Source organism: Paenibacillus sp. GCM10023252 (genome assembly GCF_042653305.1).
In the GTDB taxonomy this organism is placed as follows: domain Bacteria; phylum Bacillota; class Bacilli; order Paenibacillales; family Paenibacillaceae; genus Pristimantibacillus.
The window spans coordinates 61,475-80,385 of the sequence record NZ_JBHSHW010000030.1; the positions used below are offsets into that span (position 1 = coordinate 61,475).

Sequence of the window (18,911 nt, forward strand, 5' to 3'; positions counted from 1 at the left end):
TCTGTGCCTGCGCTACTTCATCAACGAACGAATCATCTTCGCTCCAAGCTTGCTGTTCGGATACCTGGCGGGCAGGTCATACTTCACCGTCTGATGCAGCACGCTCTTCTGATGGGAGAACAGGTCGAAGCTGGCCTTGCCGTGATAAGCGCCCGCACCGCTCTGTCCAACCCCTCCGAATGGCAAGTATGGCGTCGCGATATGGAGGATCGTATCGTTGATACATCCGCCGCCGAAGCTCACCTGCTCCAGCACCGTGTCAATCTCACGCTGGTTCCCGGAGAACAGGTACAAGGCAAGCGGCTTCTCGAACGAGTGAATGAAGGAGATGGCCTCGCTCAGGTCTTCATATGCGATAATAGGCAGAATCGGACCGAAGATCTCTTCCTGCATAAGCGCATCGTCACGAGTAACTTCATCCATGAGAGTGGGCTCGATGTAACGATCAGCCGTATCGTACTTCCCGCCTCGTACAATATGCTTCGCATTGTCAATGAACCCCGCCAGCCGCTTCGCATGCCTCTCCGTTACAATCGAGGCGTATCGCCCGGCTTCACGCGGATTGTCCCCATACAGCTCCTGAATGTAGTGCTCCATCTTCGTAAGCAGCTCGCTCTTCACCGATTGATGAACGAGCAGATAATCCGGCGCGATGCAGGTCTGCCCAGCATTCGAGAACTTGCCCCACACGATCCGCTTCGCGGCCAGATCAAGATTGGCATCCCGCCCCACGATCGTCGGACTCTTGCCGCCCAGCTCAAGCGTGACAGGAGTGAGGTGCTTCGCTGCCGCCTCCATCACAATCTTCCCAACAGGCACACTCCCGGTGAAAAAAATCTTGTCAAACCGAAGCGCAAGCAGCTCCGTACTCACATCCACCCCGCCTTCAATAACGGCGACATAGTCGTCGTCAAATACTTCACTCAACATCTTCTTAAGCAACGCTGATGTGCGCGGGGTCAGCTCCGATGGCTTCACAATGGCGCAGTTGCCCGCAGCAATTGCTCCAATCAGCGGCGCTAACGCAAGCTGAATAGGATAATTCCATGGGGCGATAATAAGCGCAACGCCGTACGGCTCTGGGTAGATGCGAGAGGACGAGCCGAAGTGGGACACCGGCGTGCGCACCTTCTTCGGCTTCATCCACCGATGCAAGTGCTTCAGAGTGAAGTTGATCTCCTCATAGGTCACACCGACCTCTGTCATATAGCTCTCTGTCTTCGGCTTACGCAGCTCCGTCTCAAGAGTATCCAGCATCTCATCTTCATAGTTCTTCATCACCTGCTTCAGCTTCATGAGCTGCTCACGGCGATATTCGTACGGCCTTGTCAGGCCCGAGCGGAACGTATGCTGCTGGCGCTCCAGTGCAGTTGTCGCATTCATGACTTCTTCAACCCCTTCTCAACATTGCTGCGCACAATTCGGAAGAACCAGCTCTCAGGCAGCAGCTTGCGCAGCGGAAGCAGCCAAGGAGCAGGTGCACCTACCGCATATCGAAGCTTGCCTGAGCCGTCCGTGGCCGCGCGGTAGATAGCTTGTGCTACCACATCAGGCGCTACGCCTGCATCTCCGGAGCTCTGCATGTTGTGCATCCCAATCTTCATATATTCCTGATACTCAGTCAATTCCGTGTTATTAATCAAGTCCTGTGAGCGTGAGTAGAAGTCCGTCTTGATGACGCCTGGTTCAATAATCTTGACCCGGATGCCCAATGGCCGAAGCTCGTAATGCAGCGATTCGGAGAATCCTTCAACCGCCCACTTGGAACCATGGTACAGGCTGTAGAGCGGGAAGGTGACCTTGCCGCCGACGGATGTAATATTCATGATCAGACCGTCTCTATGCTTCCTGAAGTGGGGCAGAATCTGCTGGATGACATTCATAGTCCCGAATAGGTTCGTATCGAACTGACGTCTGATCTGCTCTTGGGTAGAGGCTTCGAATAGGCCAACTGCCCCATAGCCTGCGTTGTTGAGCACGACATCTATCTTCCCGTAGTCGCTGATTGCCCCTTGGATGGCTGTCTCTATCGACGCTGTATCGATTACATCGAGCTTATACTTTCTCAGTCTAGGATGGCTGAGATCCCCATGCTTCTCCGGACTGCGCATCGTCGCGGCTACATTCCAGCCCTTGCTCAAGAATAGTTCGGCTGCCGCTCTTCCGATTCCTGTAGATGCCCCTGTAATCAATATCGTCTTAGTTGCTGTCATTATTATTCTCTCCTTCAAGGTTCAATTATATATCATTAATGTTCTTGTGTTTAACCATTTAAACCTATTGTTCAAAAAAATATAAACGGAATCACTTCCGTCTATAAACAATCCTCTTCCACCACTCGGACAAGCTGCTTAATCTGCACGAGGGCAGCGTCAATGGCTAATGAATAATACCGCTGCGTTCCCTTCTGCTCAATCTCAACCAGCTTATTATCCTTCAGAATCTTAAGGTGGTGCGAGATGGCGGGACGGGACAGAGTTGCATATTGTGTAATCTCATTGACTGTGAGACGTTCATGCTCAGCAAGCAGCAGAATAATATCTTGTCTGGCCGTATCGCTTAAGGCTTGAAAGAGCGGGATGCAGGATCGGAAGGTCTCCATCGCTGCTTGTGTCATCTCATCATCACCATCCATTCGTTCGAACGTTTAAACCTATTAAATCATCAACGGAGACGGATGTCAATCCATCCGATCCCAATGGAATGCATTGGCAGCGATTAAGCAACGAAGACGGCGGCGGAAGCTGCTAGAGAAGGAATGGATGTAATTATCCGAAGAAGTGTCCGATATACACCATGACGAGCAGTCCGAAGATGAATGAGTAGGTCGCCGGCCGCTCGAAGCCATGGCTGTGTGACTCAGGAATGAGCTCCTTGTAGACGATGAACAGCATGGCGCCGGAGGCGAAGGCAAGTCCGTAGCCTATGAGCCACTGAATGGAGCTTGCGGCAATGAGACCGACATAGGACGAGAGCAGCTCCATGAGTCCGGTTAGGGTGACGAGCAGCAGCGTCTTCCCCTTGCTCACGCCCGAGCTGATCAGGAAGACAGCAAGCACGAGCCCTTCCGGCATGTTCTGCGCGCCGATAGCGATAGCGACCATGACGCCCAATCCTTGGTCTTGGCTCGCATAGCTGAAGCCAGTGCTAAGCCCTTCCGGGATGTTATGAATGAATAAGGCGATGATGACGAGCAGTGACTTGGTGTCGAAGGATGAGATCGCTCGGTTATTCTCGACATCGATATGGGGGATGTTCTTCTCAATGATATCCAGCGTAATGACACCAAGCAGCAGCCCGATGGTTAGGGCGACGAGTCCGGATTCCTTCAGCGCTTGAGGCATGAGGCCGAAGGTGGAGGCCGACACCATGATGCCGGCTGTGAAGGCAATGAGGATATCCTTCCAGCGTTCCGACAGCTGCTTAACGAATAGCAGGGGGACAGCCCCGAGTACAGTAGCCATTGCCGATATGAAGCTCCCAAGTAGTGCTGCTTCCAAGTGTGGTTGTCCTCCTCCAGATTGGGCTTAGATGGTTCTAGTATTGCCGGGCGCAAGCCTGCACAGACTTGCACTCACGAGTACTATACATTCTGTACAGCTTAACGCAGTTCCTTCTTATACGCATGAACTTGGCGGTATCCTTGGTTATCTCTGACATGCGGTGAAAAAAAACATAGAGTGGGAACGAAACAAAACGAACGGGAGCTACGTACCTATTACATGTTCAATTTATTGGCAGAGGAGTTGTTAGATTGGAAGCTGCAATGAAGGTGTATCTCGTGGAGAAGCTGCCCGAGGGCGGGCTGCGCAATCTCGATGAGCGCAATTGGAGCAAGACGATGATGGACGCACTTAACCACGTTAATTATCTGACCGTCGGCGGCGAGGAATATGAGACGATTGAAGGGCGGCTGAATGTGGATAACGGCTCGGTGGAGCTGCTCGTGACGAAGGTGCTGAACAAGTAGAGCAGAAGCAAGAGGAGGAGGAGTTCACGAGATGGATAGTAAGCTTAATGGCAGAAGCAGAGCTAGTGCGGACGGCGCAGTGCCGAAGGCGGTGCGTGCTGGGGGAGATGGCGCAGTGACGAGAGCGGTGCGTGCTGAAGGTGTCCCGTTCGCGGAGCGGATGCTTACCAGGGAAGGCAAGCCGCTGAAGGTACTGTCCACATCGCTGGGGATCGCCTTGCTGGCGGGTGCCTTCATCGGGCTGAGCCCGGGCAGCAGCGGGGTGGCATCAGCTGAGACTGCAACGACTGCAGCTGCAGCAGGGGAGCCAACCTTGCTGGAATGGTCGAATGAGAAGGTGAAGAGCTTCTATGATCCCGCGGTGGATTGGAATCTTCCTAAGCTGGCGGCAAGCGGTGCGGGAGTAGAAGAGGAAGACGAGGAAGAGGAAGGTGGCGCTGGCGGAAGCGCTGGAGGCGGGAGCGGGACTACTGTTGTTCATACATCGTCCGGCTTCGGATGGAATGATTTGTTGTTGTATCATCTTATTTTCAACCGGGGGAGCTCTTACTCTTCAGGTTCCTGGCATAAGTCGCACAAGTCCTACTACCCTGGAACGACGAATACGTACACGCCGAAGAGCTATACGTCCGATTCGTTCCAGAACAAGCCGGTCGTCGGCTCCGCGGTTCGTCCGAAGACGTCTGACTCAACCGGCTCGATTACGAGGAGAGGCGCTACTTCCTCATCTCCTGGCGGGATAGGCGGCACGTCCAGCGGCTACAGCGGCTCATCCAGCTCTTCCTCAAGTAAGTCTTCAGGCGGCGGGTTCGGCGGTTGATGGAGCGGCGAGCTGTAGTCGAAGGGGACGGGGAATGGCAAGAGTTGCGGCCTGTGGTCGCTGATGATACGGGGGGGACTGAGCAGCAGCCTGTGATTAATGGTGATGCGGGATGCAAGGAGCAGCAGCCTGTGTTCGAAGTGGTTGGAGAGCCGGCACATGGTGAACGGGCTGAACTGGTGTCAGAGCTGGCGGAGCTCGGCTTCACTTGGGCGGACTTGGACGGAGAGCCTTATTGGCTCGACCAAGCCGTAGCGATGCGTGAGGATGTATATCATGAGCTTGAGGCGGCATCAGCAGGGCTGTGGCAAGTGTATGACCGTGCGGCTAGATATGTGCTCGGGCGGCATGATCTCTATGCAATGCTCGGCATACCGGAGATGCTGTGGCAGACGCTGGATGCGGTAGACATGAATGAAGCAGGGCAGATCAGCAGGTATGCGAGGTTCGACTTCGCCATCTCCCAAGCTGGCGAGATTAAGCTGCTGGAGCTGAACAGCGACACGCCTACCGGCTACGTAGAGGCTGCAGTTGCAACACCTTGGCAATGTGAGAGGCGGGGGCTGCAGTCGGTGAACGATAGCATGAAGGAGCAAGTAGCTGCAGCATGGGCTGAAGAACAGCCAGACGCAGCGGCCTGTGTTGCATATGGTTCGCATCTGGAAGACTCGGGGACGATCGAGATGCTGGTGAAGCATAGCGGCCAGGAGGATATCGCCTGCGTAGACTGCCTGGACCTATGGGTTGATGAAGGGGTGCTGCGGAATAAGGACGGAGCAGCTATCGACCGGCTATTTGCGTTGTATCCCAAGGAATGGATGGCGGTGGATGAAGGCGGGGAAGCGCTGGCTTATGCAGTGGAGAGCGGTGGGGTGCAGCTTCTCAACAAGGTTCATGCACTGCTGCTGCAATCCAAGGGGATGATGGCGCTCATCTGGGGGCTGCATGAGCTTCAGATGCTGTTCAGTGCAGAGGAGCGGGAGATCATCTCTAAGTATATGCTTCCTACTTACACTCGGGCGTTATTCGATGGGAGCTACGTCTCGAAGTCGATGTTCGGGCGCGAAGGCGGCTCCGTGAGGCTCTATGATGAGGCGGGGCAGCTGGAAGTGAAGGATGAGGACGGCTTCGATACGAGCAGACTGTTCCCGAGGGTGTATCAGAAGAGAGCGGAGCTGGCGAAGGTGAAGCTGGCTGCAGGAGAGTTCAGCTTGCTGACAGGGATGTTCGTCATCAACGGTGCGCCTTGCGGGCTGTTAGGGCGGGCTGGAGGCTTAATTACAGGGAATACGAGTCATTATGTGGCGATAGGAGTGAGAGCTTCATGAGTTATTACGGGCATAGACCACCTGATCGGCATAGTGGTGGGAATGGGGACGCGGATATTAGTCGAATCCTCTCCATCGTAGTCGGCGGGGTGTTCTTCATCATCGTGGCGGGGTTCATGCTGAACGCCTGCCAAGCGCAGAGCTCTTCGTGGGACACGTCTGCAGTCAGCTGGCAGGAACCTTCTGCGACTTACACGGTTACAGATTCTTCCTCAGACATCATGAAGTCAGATGGCAGCATAGTGGCTACCTTGCCATGGGATTACCGGGTCGTAGAGGGAACAGTTGGGGATCTCATAGGCAGTGACATGACGATATTGCCGGACAATGAGATGCTGCCGAATGACAGCAACTATGGAACAGGCGACAAGGTCTGGACGCTGCAGTTCATGGAAGCGACGATGCGCACAAGCGATGACAAGCAGAATGAAGTGACGCTTGCTGCGTGGAACCCAATCAAGTCCTTCAAGTCCAAGGAAGCGGCAGAGAAGGATATGGCACAGCTGAAGCTGAGGCTGACGTCAGAGGTTGAGCTTGTGGGCGTGTATAAGACGGAGCGGTCAGGCGAGACGCGTCAGTTCGCGGTCCTCTCGCTTCCTTCCGGCCATCAGATTAAGCAGCCGATTGACGAGAAGCGTTACCAGACGCTGAAGCCGCTGAGCAAGGTGAACGTGGTGCTGGAGGAAGTACATGATTATTCGAATTATGATATGGCATATGCCAAGTTTCGGGGGTGGGCTTCACCATGATCGTTGTGGACTTATTCATTAGTGTGCTTGTCATTATTGTGCTTCAGCTGCTGGGCATGGTCATCTTCAGCTGGATGACGCCTTACAATGATATGGAAGAGTTGAAGAAGGGCAATGTCGCAGCGGGCTTAGCGATGGGAGGCAAGTTCCTCTCGACGGCGATCGTCCTAGGTGTGGCGGCATATACCAATACGTCAATCTGGCATATGGCGCTATGGTTCGCCGTCGGTTATGCCTGCCTAGTAGCTGTCTACTGGATCTTCGAGTGGGTGACGCCCGGCGTCAAGCTCGGCCAGCAGCTGCAGGAGGGCAACGTCGCAGTGGGCATCCTGCTGTGCTTCGTCTACATCGGCACCGGCTTTGCCATCAGCTCTTTAATTATTTAGATCGTTTGGTCCGCGTTGCCCCTGCTGCAGGCTGGGGTAAGGCGGATTTTTTTTATGGCGCTATTGCGTCTAACGAGCCTCATCTGACGGCTGCAGCGCCAGAATATGGCGCTATTGCGTCCACCCAACCGCCCCCGGACGGCTGCAGCGCCAGAAAGTGGCGCTAATGGCTGCTGCATACCGTTCTGTGTCAGGATAGAGTAGAATGGGAGGTAGTATTAGACCGAGATAGGTGTTGGAGGTATCGATATGAACACGTATGAGCACATAAGCCCCAAGAAGCTGGCAGCGGAGAGAGCGGTTAGTTACATAGAGGATGGGATGACGGTGGGGCTGGGGACCGGCTCGACCGCGAAGTGGGCAATCGAGGCGATTGCCGTCAAGGTAAGCGAAGGAATGAACCTTCGAGCGGCAGCGAGCTCTAAGCAGTCGGAAGAGCTGGCCAAGCAGCTTGGCATTAGCATAGTTCCCTTCTCTGACATAACCTCAATCGATGTAACGATCGACGGGGCGGATGAAGTCGACAAGAGCAATAACCTAATTAAGGGAGGGGGAGGCGCGCTGCTAAGGGAGAAGATTCTCGCCTATCATAGCAAGCAGTTCATCGTCATCGTTGACGATTCGAAGCTGGTTGACACGCTAGGCGCATTTCCACTGCCGGTAGAGATTCTTCCATTCGCGTCGGAGCTCACTCTTCGCAAGCTTAGCGAACTGGGCGGCCAGCCCGTCATTCGCCAGATCAACAGCGACACGGTCTATACAACCGACAATGGCAACTTGATAGCAGATTGCTCGTTCGGAACGATTGCTGGTCCAAGCTGGCTGGATGAGCAGCTAAGTGCCATACCCGGCGTCGTTGAGAACGGCTTGTTCCTAAGTGGGATGGTTAGTCGCGTGGTCATCGGCTCTTCCCATGATGGAACAACGTACACCCGAGGTACCGTATGAAAAAACAACCTAACCCTGCCGCGAGCTCTGCCGCAAGTGGCGTCCACGCCAGCCCTGCGGCCAGCGGCGGCAACCGGGCCCGCATCCTGGGCCTCGACCTGGCGAGGCTGCTTGCCATCGTTGGCATGGTCATCGTCCATGCCGCGACCGATCTGGTCATGCTGCCGCAGGAGCGGCTGCAGCCGGAAGCCGACGTTCCATGGCCGACTTCGCCGGAGTGGGCCTACTGGTTCCAAGTGCTCTTCGCCAATCGGGCAAGGCCGCTGTTCATCCTGCTCGCTGGCGTTGGCATCTCCCTGCTGGTCACCCGCAAGGGAATACGCAGGAGGGAGCTCGTCCTAAGAGCCATCTACCTTGCCCTGCTCGGTATTCTCCTCGTCGCAGCAGGATGGAGCGACATCGTGCTATGCCTATACGGCATCATGTTCCTGCTCTCTACGCTGCTGCTAAGAGCCTCTCAGCCGGTGCTGCTCATCCTGGCAGCCTTGCTGCTGGCTGCTCCGCTTCCCTTCGTAGAAGCGGGTGCGACCCAGCAATCCGCCGAGACCGCTCTGAATATTATGATCGTGCTCTCGCAGACAGCCTACTTCATCTTAGGCATGAGCATAGGGCGGCTCCGTCTAGGCGAACGCAGCGCGACCTGTACCTTATGGCTGGCAGGTGCTGTACTTGCTGTGCCAGGTCTTGCCCATCTCCAGTATTGGACGGGCAGTATTCAGGTCATGGATGTAACCTCTTGGCTAGACTTCGCTGCAGCGCAGTTCTCAACAGCAGGCTGCTGCCTGCTTGCCCTGGCCGCTTGCTTAACGCTTGGAAGAAGCGAAGGAAGCCTCACGCAGCGAATGCTTCGCCCTCTGGCCGTGACGGGTGGGATGTCCCTGACTGTGTACGTTGCTCACGCTCTTCTGTACACATACCTGTCTCATTACGTCACCTTCCAGCTGCAGCAAGCGATGCTAGTCTCGTTCAGCTATCTAATTGCTGCCATCCTCTTAACGAACCTATGGCGTGCGCTCGGACGCCAAGGTCCGCTCGAGCAGCTGATGCGCTTCGTATCCCAGCCTAAGAAGAGAAGGGAGGAGTCCTCCTCATGAAGCTTAACCGCGTCCATCATATTGCCGTAATCTGCTCGAACTATGAGCGGTCGAAGCTATTCTACACAGAGGTGCTTGGCCTGACGATTGTCTCCGAGATCTACCGTGGAGAGCGAGATTCCTACAAGCTGGATCTCGCTCTCCATGGCGAATACCTCATTGAATTGTTCTCCTTCCCGAATCCTCCGTCCAGAGTGACTCATCCGGAAGCTGCCGGACTGCGGCATCTCTGCTTCGAGGTAGATGACCTTGAGGCAGCCGTACGAGAGCTGACAGACAATCATGGTCTCCCCCTCGAACCGATAAGGATAGACCCTGTAACCGGCTGTCGGTTCACCTTCCTGCACGATCCTGACGGCCTTCCAATTGAGTTATATGAGGTGAGGCAGTCGGACAAGGCCTAGCAGATACAGCGTCATGAGCCTTCCACTCCCTGCATATGTCTAAGACGAAGCACCACGCCATAGGGAGGTTACATCTACATGTATGAGCAGGTTAAGCCGCTAGAGTCCAAGCATATCAAGAGGGCTGGAGAGACGCTCCTCGAAGCGTTCATCGACAGCCCTATGTTCGTGTATCTTTTCCCCGAATCCGCTTCGCGGCGCCGTATCCTGAAGTTCGTCTTCCCGAAGCTCATTCAATTGTTCCATGCCAGCGGCACCGTCTACGTCACATCAGACGAAGTGGAAGGAATCTTCGCCGTGAGGAGGTACGGTGTCGTCCGAGACAAGCGCCGCTTAGCGATCCTCGCCCTGCGCACCCTTCCCCTGCTCCCTTATGTATTCCGTTATCAATCCCCGCTGTCCATCCACCGCAGAGCGTTGCAGACCAAGGACGCATCCTCAGCGCTTGCCCATTACCGTGAGCACTATCACAACTTCATCATTATTGATGCAGTTGCCGTTCACCCCGACCACCAGGGCCAGAAGCATCTAAGCAAGCTCATGCGCTCAGCGCTGGAGGAGGCAAGGCGGACACATACGTTCATCGTCCTGCAGACCGAGACGGAGACGAATGTCAGCATCTATCGGCATCTCGGCTTCGAGCTCGTCCGTTCCTACCCCTGTGCCGGCGGCGCATTCCATACATATGTCATGCTCTATGATCCGCATCATCTAACAGCCCCCCGAGATTAGCGTGCCAGCCAGCTTCCCTTGTCTTAACTACACATGATGCATACTTCCCATCCCACTGGATAAAATAACCTTCAGACAAAGGGGGGAGTCTGAATGCAGCAACCTAAGGATCTCGAGCTTGACATAGTGAAGCTGGGACTAGGAATCTCTAATAATTTGGAGCAGATTCAGCGCATCTGCTCTATGAAGGATTTTCAGATTAGAGAGCTCCCCGCCTTCACTTGCTGCTACCTTGACACTCTCGTATCCCGGGAGGAGCTGGATGAGAAGCTTACCGGCATAACCGCTAATCCCGACCTCTTAACCAGCTTCGAGTGGGAGGAAGTCGCAACATTAGGAAGCTGTATCTCTAAGATTATGAACGGATGGACGATCTTATTAACGGAGAATTCGCTCCCTGCTGCTATTAATACGTATAAGGTGGATCAGAGATCGATTGACACCTCCTTCAGCGAGAGCGCGATTCAAGGACCTCAGGAGAGCTTCATTGAGTCCTATTCGACGAATATTAGTATGATTCGCAAGTATATTCGCTCCCCCAGACTGCTGATGGATACGGTCATTGTAGGGGATACCACGTCTACAACCATTGCCGTGCTATGGATGGAGGGGACGGCGAAGCCTGCCCATGTGACGGAGCTGACCGAGAGACTGAAGAGGGTCGAGGACAAGGTTATGGACTCCATCATTATTATGGAGAGCATCTCGGATCAGAGCTATTCCATATTCCCGGTCTTCGCGGTAACGTCGCTGCCGCAGAAGGTCATCTCCTCCCTCATGCAAGGGAAGGTCATTGCCATTGTAGACGGCTCTCCGCAAGTTATTATTGCGCCATGTACCTTCTGGGATTACCTGGAGACACCAGACGATTACTATAATAATTGGTTCTACAGCTCCATTGTTAGGCTTATGCGTATCATTTCTTTGTTTCTGGCGGTATTTGCTGTCCCCCTCTATGTGTCCATCACTTCATACAACTATCAACTCATTCCGATGGACCTCGTCATTCCTTTTGTCGAGCAGCGTTCGAGTGTACCATTCACGCCCATCTATGAAGCGCTCTTCATCTCCGTGGTCTTAGACTTGTTAAGGGAAGCGGCGGCCAGACTGCCTATTAAGATTGGCCAGACCATAGGCATCGTAGGCGGTATTATTATCGGACAGGCTGCTGTAGAAGCCCATCTTATGTCCTATTACCTCATTATCGTTGCATCAGGAGCTGCTCTCGCCTCGTTCATTATGTCATCATATATGATGACTAACGCTCTTAGGGCCATTCGCTACGTGGTGTTGCTGCTCTCTTCCTTCCTGGGGGTGTACGGCCTAGTACTTGGATATTCCTTAATCATGCTGCACTTGCTTGGGCTTCGCACCTTGGGTGAACCCTATCTGTCCCCCTTGTCTCCGATGAGAGCGGGTCAGCTCGAGCGGATTGTTCTTCGACTGCCAAGATTCACCCGAGACAAGAACAAGCAATGAGAAGGAGCGAACGAAGATGAGTCATTTCAACATCCGTCGTACAGCCTCAGATCAGATTGAGCTCAGCTCACTCTTTTTCATCGTGTTGTGCTTTCAATTCGGATATGGTTTTTTTCAAGTGCCAGGTCACCTAGCAGAGTTGACTGGGAACCAGGGGTGGCTCGTTAGCTTCGCCGCCTCTGTCCTCATTCAACTGCTGCTCTACGCAGGCGTTACGGCGATGAAGAAGAGCGGTCATTCGGATTGGTACACGATGGCAGGGAGATACTTCGGGAGCGTAGGAGGCAAGCTTGCTGCTGCGTTATATATCCTCTTCTTCTACTGTCTTGGAATTATTATATTGCGGACTTATGTCGGCGCCTTACAAGACTATCTATTCCCCCGAACATCAACACTATTCTTGAGTCTGTTAACCTTATTGCCCGTCTACCTCCTGCTAGTTGGAGGTCTGTCACTGCTCTCTAGGTTCGCCATTCTGACGGTGCTGTCCACTCTGTGGGTGTTAATTCCCCTCTATTATCCATACAGGCTGCTTGAACCAACCCTGTTGCTTCCAATGACCGTACAATCGGTTGGCTCCTATGGACAAGCCTTAATGAGCGCTTGCTCCACAGCATTCGGCATTAGCCTCATCTTCTTCATCTATCCGTCTGTCCTTAGCCACAAGGGCGTACTGCTGCGCGTCTCTTACGCGCATTGGCTCAGTACCTTCATTAATATGCTCGTCAACTTGATTGTTGCAGGAACGATGGGCTATGAATTCGCAGAGCTGAATACTTACCCTTACTTAACTCTGTACCGTGTATCGCAATTCGCCTTCATCGAGAGCACTGAGCTGATTATCGTTGCAGAATGGTCGCTTATCATCTCAATAGTAATCGGTGGCTTCATCTGGGTCATACAACAAGGGATCAGGCATATGGTCCCCACTATGACTAGGACTAGAACCATGAGAATTCCGTTGCTCTTCCTGACACTGCTTGGCGTCCTGCTGCTGCCGGAGGAGTCGGCTAATCTTGTTCCTTACGTCCGGATAACGGAGTTGGCGGGGATCATCCTCATTAGCAGCTCGATTGCGTTGTTCTGGTTGATGACGAAGTTCACAAGCAAGGAGGGGGCTGGCACATGAATAGGCTCGCTGGCAAGCTCTGTCTCATGGCGGGAATGCTGCTCCTCACTAGCTGTGCGACGACAACAGACAAGAAGGTGCTTGATGATCAAGCACTCGCTATCGCGATGTCCTTCGATCAGGGGCATGCGAAGAAGCTGGATATTGTGGCAGGCGTGCCTAATCCCATTAAGGAGACAGAGGAGAAGCTGGAGGTCATTCATGTCTCTGCGCAGGGCGTCACGGAAGGATGGGATCTGCTGCGCAGGAAGGCAGGGAGATATGTTGTCCCTGGACAGTTAAGACTTATCCTAATTGAGGAGCAGCTTGCAAGGAGCGGGATGGAGTCCATTCTTAATCCTCTCTACCGGGATCCTAATGTGAATACGGGAATATTGCTGGCTGTAACCAAGGGCAAGGCGGGGCCGTATGTGGAAGCCAGGTACAAGGATAAGAGCATTAGTCCAGTCTACCTGTACGGGCTTATATCCAGAGAGGAGCGAATAACGGATCCGAACTTTGGCCGATTAGGGAATATGGTACGAGAGCTGCATACGAGCGGCCTTGATATTACGGTTCCTTTACTCAAGCGGAGCAGTACGGATATGTCTGCTGAGGGTCTTGCCATTATTCAGCAGGGCAAGATGGTCGGATCGGTGTCTAAGTCGGATTTTCCATACTACTATCTCCTTAAGGGGGTTAGCTACAACGACATAATTACAATGATGCTTAGGCCTGATGATGAGGGTGCTGTGAGCTTGTCCTTCAGCAAGAATAGGAGAGAGATTATACTCGATCCGAAGCATCCTCATCTGGCGCATATGAACATATTCCTGCAAGGGCAGCTGTTGGAAAATAAGGATTACCCCGTCAACACTCAGCAAGAGGTGGATGCCTTAACGGCAGTTATGGAGCAAGAGCTGAAGGAGCATTGCCAGCAGCTGCTTAGTAAGCTGCAGGCCATGTCTGCCGATCCGCTTGGTATCGGACGGTATTATTATGCAAGACTTCACCCTGCAGACTGGTCGGATGAATGGTGGATGAACGAGTTCAAGAAGATGCGCTTCGAGCTGGAAGTCCAAGTCAGAGTGACTCGAACCGGTGTGCTGAAGTAGGCGGAAGGAGAATAGGGGATGTACAACTGGATATTCAACCATGTTCTGCTTAGGCCTGTATTCTGGCTTATACTCGTCCTAATCATGACGCTGCTCGGAATGGGGCTGGGTCATCTGCTCAATAGGCGGCTTGAGAGGGGGTGAGCGGGGAAGGGGAGCAGTCTGGGATAGAGGTTGAGTATGAATCGCCGTTCTTCCCCTTCCCCTATGTCGGCTTCTTCTCTAGCAGCTCTCACGAATGACTAAGCGAGGCGACAGGGTAATACGCTCGCGAGGCTTGTCAGGGAAGGCAATCCGCCGCGCGAGAGCCTCGACGGCACGGGCGCCAAGCTCCTCCTTGCCCAGATCAACGGTCGTGAGAGGCGGCGATGCCATGGCGGCGGCATGGATGTTGTCGAAGCCGGCCACACGGCATCTCTCAGGTACCCCGACATCTCTGGCGCGGAGTATAGCAAGCAGCTCAAGGGCAATATTGTCATTGCCTCCAATGAAGCCGTCCGGCCAGTCCTCCTCGCCCAGATCGGCTAGCCGCTCAGCGAGGGACCGTGTCCACCCCTCCTTATTGTAATGGACCTCCCACTTCTGAAGCTCCATATGTATTCCTCTGAGCGTCAGCCTCTCTGCTGCCATCAGGCAGCCCCACCAGCGCTCCCGGAAGGAGATGGCGAAGCTGTCGCAGCCCAGGAAGAGGATGCGGCGGCAGCCGGAATCCGCCATGCGTTCAATAATTAGACTGGCCGCTTCAAGATTATCGTTGTTAACAGCATCCAGATGAACGAAGGGCTCGTCATGGTCGACAATGACGAGCGGCAGCTGCGTGTGTACCATAGCCGTTATTGTGGTCAGCGGCATCGAACCGATGATTAATCCTCCAACGCATCGCTCTGTAGCTATATAGGAGGGAATGACCACAGTCTTGCCCTGCTGGTCATAAGGAGAGAGCAGGATATGGTCCCACCCCTGTCTTGAGCACTCCTCGGTAACACCTAGTAATACACGCTGCCAGAAGGAGCTGTTATTACGCTCCGGAAGGGATATCCAGATGAGGATATAGGCAGATGTAGCCCGTGCAGGGGAGCTTCCTTGTGTGTGGGTACTTACTGCCGGGGCTTCAGTCCGCAGTTGATATCCCATCGATTTTGCCGTCTCCAGTATCACTCGTCGAGTGGCCTCACTAACCCCTGAACGTCCAGCAAGCGCTTGAGATACGGTGTATTTGGATAGACCCAGCCGATCGGCTATTTTTTGCATAGTGATTTTTGCCATTGTCCTATCTCCTATTATTCAGCTTGTTATATAAATTGCTTATTGACAGATTGTCGCTGAGTGATTAAATTCTGTTAGGATATATCTACAAGGTAACCTAACAAACCTAACAAATCAAGCTTTTTATAACCAATCATCCAATCATCCGAGGTGGTCTGAACATGAATAATGAGAATCGTATCGTCCTATTCTATGACCCGGCATTTCCTTATAACGGAGCTCGTCCCGAGCTGGCAGAGCTAACCCAGCAGTTCGGCGAAGCCGCCATCGTGACGGCAGACGGACTGGAGGATGCTCTGCGCAGCAGCGATGCGGGCACAACGTTCATTAACTTGCACGGACCGTACCTGGTGAAGAAAGCCTGGCCGGCTATCCTCGCATTCTTCCGCCGCGGAGGCGGATTGCTGCATAGCGGGGGCGTACCATTCCGCACGCCAGTTCGCGAGGTAGACGGCAAGTGGCAGCCGGAGCATGAACAGACGGCCTATCATCAAGCCTTGAACATTCACGAGGCGCTGCCGATCAGCGCTCCCCCGCATGTGAAGCTGGCTGCCTTGGCAGACATTCCTCAGCTGCAAGGCTTCGAAGGCTTATTCGAGGTGGCTGACACATACGGTCTGGTGCTGCATGTGACGAAGGCCGCTGACATCCCGGCGGAGCTGGGCTCCGGCGGTCCGATGGATGCCCACATCTATCCGCTGCTGAAGACGGTGACGGAGCAGGGACGCGAGCTGTCGGCACCGGTTGTCCTGCTGGAGAATACGAAGGGACAATTCTCAGGAAGCCGCTGGCTGCTTGTGAATCAAGAGCTAAGTGAAGCATTCTGGACGGGAGGCGGCTCGGCTGCGCTTGCCGAGTGGGCGAGGTTCACCTCGCAAGGTGTCACCGAGCTGTGGCTGAAGCCGAACTATGCTTGCTATGAGCTCGGGGAGATGCCGGTACTGACGCTTCAAGCGCAGAGCTTGGACAGAGGAGCTGGAGCGGCGGAGTGGCAGGCTCAGCTTCAGGTATTCCTCGAGAAGCGGGGCGGCGGCAGAGAGCTGGTGCATCAGGATACGTTCCGCTTCGAGGCAGGTGAGATTACGTCTTATATCCGCAAGTCTCTGCCCCTGACAGCTGAGGCCGGTTACTACAGCGTAGAGGCTGTGCTTCGCTCGGAGAGCGGGGAGAGCAGAGTGCTGAAGCAGGGCTTCTGGGGCCGCGATGAGGAATGGCTGCAAGAGGGAGAGATGCTTACTTGCGGTCGCGACTACTTCTTCAAGGATGGCAAGCCGTTCCCTGTCGTTGGTATGACCTATATGACGTCGGATGTCGCACGCAAGTTCCTGCAGCTGCCGAATGCGGCCGTATGGGATCGGGATATGGCACAGATGAGCGGGGCAGGCATTAACCTTATCCGTACAGGCATCTGGACAGCCATCCGGACGATGGGCTTCATTGACGGCCATGTCAGCGAGGACATCCTGCGTGCCATCGATGCATTCATTCTGACGGCGAAGCGGCATAACCTGGAGCTGACCTTCAACTTCTTCGCCTTCACGCCTGAGCTCTGGGAAGGGTTGAATCCTTATCTGGATCCGCGGAGCTTGGAAGCGCAGAAGCGATTCATTACGGCCGTCGTGTCCCGGCACAAGGATTCGGCCCATGTCCATTGGGATCTCATTAACGAACCGTCGATGTTCGATCCGAAGCGGCTGTGGTCGCCGAATACGCTTCGTGATCCGTTCGAGACAGCAGCCTTCCGCAAGTGGCTGAAGGAGCGTCACCATACGATTGAAGAGCTGCAGGAGAAGTGGAATATGACGCCGGAGCGTCTTCCATCCTTCGAGAGCATTCAGCCTCCGCAGCAGGAGGAAGTAGCCTTCAACACGACAGAGGTTACTCCGAAGCTGGCTGGCCCATGGCTGGACTATGTGCTCTTCTCTATGGAGATGCACAACCAGTGGGCAGCCGAGCTGCGCCGAGCCATTCAGCTGGTGCAGCCGAAGCAGCTCGTTACGGTTGGCCAGGATGAAGGACTGGGCAGCCAGCGTCCTTCCCCTCTGTTCTATGCGGATGCTGTCGATTACACCACCGTTCATTCGTGGTGGCTGATGGACCAGCTGGTTTGGGACGGGATTTTCACCAAGTCGCCTTACAAGCCGAACCTCATCCAAGAGACGGGTATTATGTATGTAGAGACGCCGGATGGCCGGGCCAAGCGAAGCGAAGAGGAGCTGCGGAATATTCTCGAGCGGAAGTACGCGTATTCGTTCTCAACGGGCGGCGCTGGTGCGGTGCAGTGGATCTGGAATATCAACTTCTACATGGACAATGTGAATGAGTCCAATATCGGGGCTCTGCGTGCAGATGGAACGGAGAAGCCGGAGGCGGATGTGTCCTATGACTTCGGCGCCTTCATGCGTGACGCTGGCCCGGGTATGATCGGGCGTAAGCTGGAAGAGACGGTCGTCATCTTCCCGTACAGCAATGACTTCTCGAACCGGCCGTTCGCGGGCGAAGGGACCTCTCGTCTGACGAGGACGCTGGCGCATCGGATGAATGTGCCGTTCCGGGCGATGGGGGAGTATCATCTGGAGGCTCTGTCGGATCCGGAGCAAGAGCTGCCGAAGCTGATTATTGTGCCTTCCGCACATAACCTGTCCGGCGAAGCGCTTGATAAGCTGGTTACCCATGTGGCGGCGAATGGAGGGACGCTGCTCGTCACCGGTCCATTGTCACTAGACGAATACTGGCGTCCGGTCAGCCGTGCGAGCAGTCTCGTAGGGGAGAGCAAGCTGGCGAATGTGAGACGGGAAGAGGCTCTGCTAGTGGAGGGGCGTCTGCTGCCTGTATCGTTCGGAGGGAGCGGAATCGCGAAGCTGAACAAGGAACTGCTGGCACAGGATCGTGAGGCTAATGCAGGTGGAGCGGCTGGTGCAGTTGGTGCCACTGGTGCCAATGGTGCAGCCGATGCGATGGGAGCAGCTGCCGTCTATGTGAACGGTCCATCGAAGCTGGTTGAGCGGGAGCTTGGCAAGGGCAAGCTCATCTGGTGCCCGCTGCCGCTGGAGCTGAATGAGTCGTATGAGGTGCTGGAGACGGTGTATCGTTATGCTCTGGCGGAAGCAGGGGTAGCACAGGAACTGGAGTGGCTGCGGGGCGGCGACTTGCCGGGCGTATACGGCCGGAAGCTTACGTTCGACGAGAGCTCGCTCTTCATCTTCGTATCGGAGTATGGCGTGCCTTGCGATGTGGAAGTGAAGGATTCGGCCACAGGCCGGACGTACCGCTTCGAGCTGGAAGCGGAGCGGACCGTCATGTTCGCCGCGGGCAAGGATGGCGAGCTGACGGCTGTCTACCGCCCGAGCGAAGTGAAGGTAGCTGCTGCTGTGGTGAAGTAATGGATAGGTTGTTGTGTAGGAGCTGTTCCCGTGGCAGGCCGGGACAGCTTCTTTTTGATGGTACTTTAGAACATAAGCCGTTCTTGTTCCAATCGCTAGATTGAAGACTCCTATGATTAGACGTTCATA

Annotated in this window: 19 protein-coding genes; 14 read left to right on the forward strand and 5 right to left on the reverse strand. The window is 54.4% G+C overall.

Annotated elements, in window-relative coordinates:
* Window positions 1–12: 12 nt before the first annotated feature.
* From ACFO9Q_RS18205 to ACFO9Q_RS18220, 4 genes are all read right to left on the reverse strand, one after another.
* A complete protein-coding gene (locus ACFO9Q_RS18205; RefSeq protein WP_379184705.1) occupies window positions 13–1,383 on the reverse strand; it encodes an aldehyde dehydrogenase in 1,371 nt (456 codons plus the stop codon).
* Window positions 1,380–2,213, reverse strand: a complete 834-nt coding sequence (locus ACFO9Q_RS18210) for an SDR family oxidoreductase (RefSeq protein ID WP_379184707.1) — start codon at window positions 2,211–2,213, stop codon at window positions 1,380–1,382. Before ACFO9Q_RS18210 ends, ACFO9Q_RS18205 begins: the two co-directional genes overlap by 4 nt.
* Window positions 2,214–2,314: 101 nt before the next feature.
* Complete coding sequence (locus ACFO9Q_RS18215; RefSeq protein ID WP_379184709.1) at window positions 2,315–2,617, reverse strand: ArsR/SmtB family transcription factor; 303 nt, start codon at window positions 2,615–2,617, stop codon at window positions 2,315–2,317.
* A 151-nt stretch (window positions 2,618–2,768) separates the two neighbouring features.
* Window positions 2,769–3,500 carry a ZIP family metal transporter gene (locus ACFO9Q_RS18220; protein ID WP_379184711.1) on the reverse strand — a complete coding sequence of 244 codons (732 nt, stop codon included), beginning with the start codon at window positions 3,498–3,500 and terminating at the stop codon, window positions 2,769–2,771.
* Between the two features lie 254 nt (window positions 3,501–3,754).
* On the opposite strand from ACFO9Q_RS18220, the gene ACFO9Q_RS18225 reads away from it, so the two are divergent.
* From ACFO9Q_RS18225 to ACFO9Q_RS18285, 13 genes are all read left to right on the forward strand, one after another.
* Complete coding sequence (locus tag ACFO9Q_RS18225) at window positions 3,755–3,970, forward strand: hypothetical protein (protein WP_379184713.1); 216 nt, start codon at window positions 3,755–3,757, stop codon at window positions 3,968–3,970.
* A gap of 31 nt (window positions 3,971–4,001) precedes the next feature.
* A complete protein-coding gene (locus ACFO9Q_RS18230; RefSeq protein ID WP_379184715.1) occupies window positions 4,002–4,790 on the forward strand; it encodes a hypothetical protein in 789 nt (262 codons plus the stop codon).
* Window positions 4,787–6,118 (forward strand): glutathionylspermidine synthase family protein, encoded by a 1,332-nt coding sequence (locus ACFO9Q_RS18235; protein ID WP_379184717.1) that lies wholly within the window; start codon window positions 4,787–4,789, stop codon window positions 6,116–6,118. The genes ACFO9Q_RS18230 and ACFO9Q_RS18235 overlap by 4 nt, the downstream gene beginning before the upstream one ends.
* Window positions 6,115–6,867 carry a signal peptide protein gene (locus tag ACFO9Q_RS18240; RefSeq protein ID WP_379184719.1) on the forward strand — a complete coding sequence of 251 codons (753 nt, stop codon included), beginning with the start codon at window positions 6,115–6,117 and terminating at the stop codon, window positions 6,865–6,867. The genes ACFO9Q_RS18235 and ACFO9Q_RS18240 overlap by 4 nt, the downstream gene beginning before the upstream one ends.
* Window positions 6,864–7,253 (forward strand): DUF350 domain-containing protein, encoded by a 390-nt coding sequence (locus ACFO9Q_RS18245; protein WP_379184721.1) that lies wholly within the window; start codon window positions 6,864–6,866, stop codon window positions 7,251–7,253. Before ACFO9Q_RS18240 ends, ACFO9Q_RS18245 begins: the two co-directional genes overlap by 4 nt.
* Before the next feature lie 249 nt (window positions 7,254–7,502).
* The gene (gene rpiA / locus ACFO9Q_RS18250) at window positions 7,503–8,201 is read left to right on the forward strand and encodes a ribose-5-phosphate isomerase RpiA (protein ID WP_379184723.1); all 699 of its coding nucleotides are present in this window, start codon (window positions 7,503–7,505) and stop codon (window positions 8,199–8,201) included.
* The gene (locus tag ACFO9Q_RS18255; protein WP_379184725.1) at window positions 8,198–9,295 is read left to right on the forward strand and encodes an acyltransferase family protein; all 1,098 of its coding nucleotides are present in this window, start codon (window positions 8,198–8,200) and stop codon (window positions 9,293–9,295) included. The genes rpiA and ACFO9Q_RS18255 overlap by 4 nt, the downstream gene beginning before the upstream one ends.
* A complete protein-coding gene (locus ACFO9Q_RS18260) occupies window positions 9,292–9,699 on the forward strand; it encodes a VOC family protein (RefSeq protein ID WP_379184727.1) in 408 nt (135 codons plus the stop codon). Before ACFO9Q_RS18255 ends, ACFO9Q_RS18260 begins: the two co-directional genes overlap by 4 nt.
* Window positions 9,700–9,777: 78 nt before the next feature.
* Complete coding sequence (locus ACFO9Q_RS18265) at window positions 9,778–10,431, forward strand: GNAT family N-acetyltransferase (RefSeq protein WP_379184729.1); 654 nt, start codon at window positions 9,778–9,780, stop codon at window positions 10,429–10,431.
* 93 nt (window positions 10,432–10,524) lie between these two features.
* Window positions 10,525–11,910: a spore germination protein gene (locus tag ACFO9Q_RS18270; RefSeq protein ID WP_379184731.1), complete on the forward strand. Its 1,386-nt coding sequence runs from the start codon at window positions 10,525–10,527 to the stop codon at window positions 11,908–11,910.
* Window positions 11,911–11,926: 16 nt separating this feature from the next.
* Entirely contained in the window at window positions 11,927–13,039 is a 1,113-nt protein-coding gene (locus ACFO9Q_RS18275) for a GerAB/ArcD/ProY family transporter (protein ID WP_379184733.1), read from the forward strand.
* Window positions 13,036–14,133 (forward strand): Ger(x)C family spore germination protein, encoded by a 1,098-nt coding sequence (locus ACFO9Q_RS18280; RefSeq protein WP_379184735.1) that lies wholly within the window; start codon window positions 13,036–13,038, stop codon window positions 14,131–14,133. The genes ACFO9Q_RS18275 and ACFO9Q_RS18280 overlap by 4 nt, the downstream gene beginning before the upstream one ends.
* 18 nt (window positions 14,134–14,151) lie before the next feature.
* Window positions 14,152–14,277, forward strand: coding sequence for a hypothetical protein (locus ACFO9Q_RS18285; protein ID WP_379184737.1), 126 nt, complete (start codon window positions 14,152–14,154; stop codon window positions 14,275–14,277).
* A 78-nt stretch (window positions 14,278–14,355) separates the two neighbouring features.
* On the opposite strand, the gene ACFO9Q_RS18290 is transcribed toward ACFO9Q_RS18285, so the two are convergent.
* Complete coding sequence (locus tag ACFO9Q_RS18290) at window positions 14,356–15,399, reverse strand: LacI family DNA-binding transcriptional regulator (RefSeq protein ID WP_379184739.1); 1,044 nt, start codon at window positions 15,397–15,399, stop codon at window positions 14,356–14,358.
* A 161-nt stretch (window positions 15,400–15,560) separates the two neighbouring features.
* On the opposite strand from ACFO9Q_RS18290, the gene ACFO9Q_RS18295 reads away from it, so the two are divergent.
* Complete coding sequence (locus ACFO9Q_RS18295; RefSeq protein WP_379184741.1) at window positions 15,561–18,782, forward strand: beta-galactosidase; 3,222 nt, start codon at window positions 15,561–15,563, stop codon at window positions 18,780–18,782.
* Window positions 18,783–18,911 lie beyond the last annotated feature (129 nt).